Origin of the sequence: Paraburkholderia sp. SIMBA_030 (assembly GCF_046535245.1) — a bacterium.
In the GTDB taxonomy this organism is placed as follows: Bacteria; Pseudomonadota; Gammaproteobacteria; order Burkholderiales; family Burkholderiaceae; genus Paraburkholderia.
Genome location: NZ_JAWRXB010000610.1, coordinates 1 through 269, shown reverse-complemented (window position 1 = coordinate 269; position 269 = coordinate 1). Strand labels below are relative to the sequence as shown.

The following is a 269-nucleotide window of genomic DNA, read 5'->3' as shown; positions in this document are numbered from 1 at the left end:
ATCGAGGGCATCAAAAGCACCGTGGTGTTGCAGCCGATCCTTGGTCCGGTGGCAGCAGTAATCGCCATGCAGTTGAGCTACACACTGGGATCGCGCTCGCCCTTGCACTCCCGTGAGGCCGCGCGGTTCATGGAGGCGCTTTACGAGGACAGGGGAACCACGCCGGCGCAGCTGAAGCGCCTGGCTGTCGATACTGGCTTTGATCCGGAAGAGACGTGGGGGTCCGTGCTGATTGGTGCGTCAAAGGACATCCCGCGCCTGAAACTCCG

General features: G+C 62.1%; 1 protein-coding gene. It reads left to right on the top strand.

Annotated features, from left to right (window positions below; translation table 11 throughout):
- The coding region (locus tag SB772_RS41405) for a hypothetical protein (RefSeq protein ID WP_410838700.1) at positions 1-269 on the top strand (269 nt) is incomplete at both ends.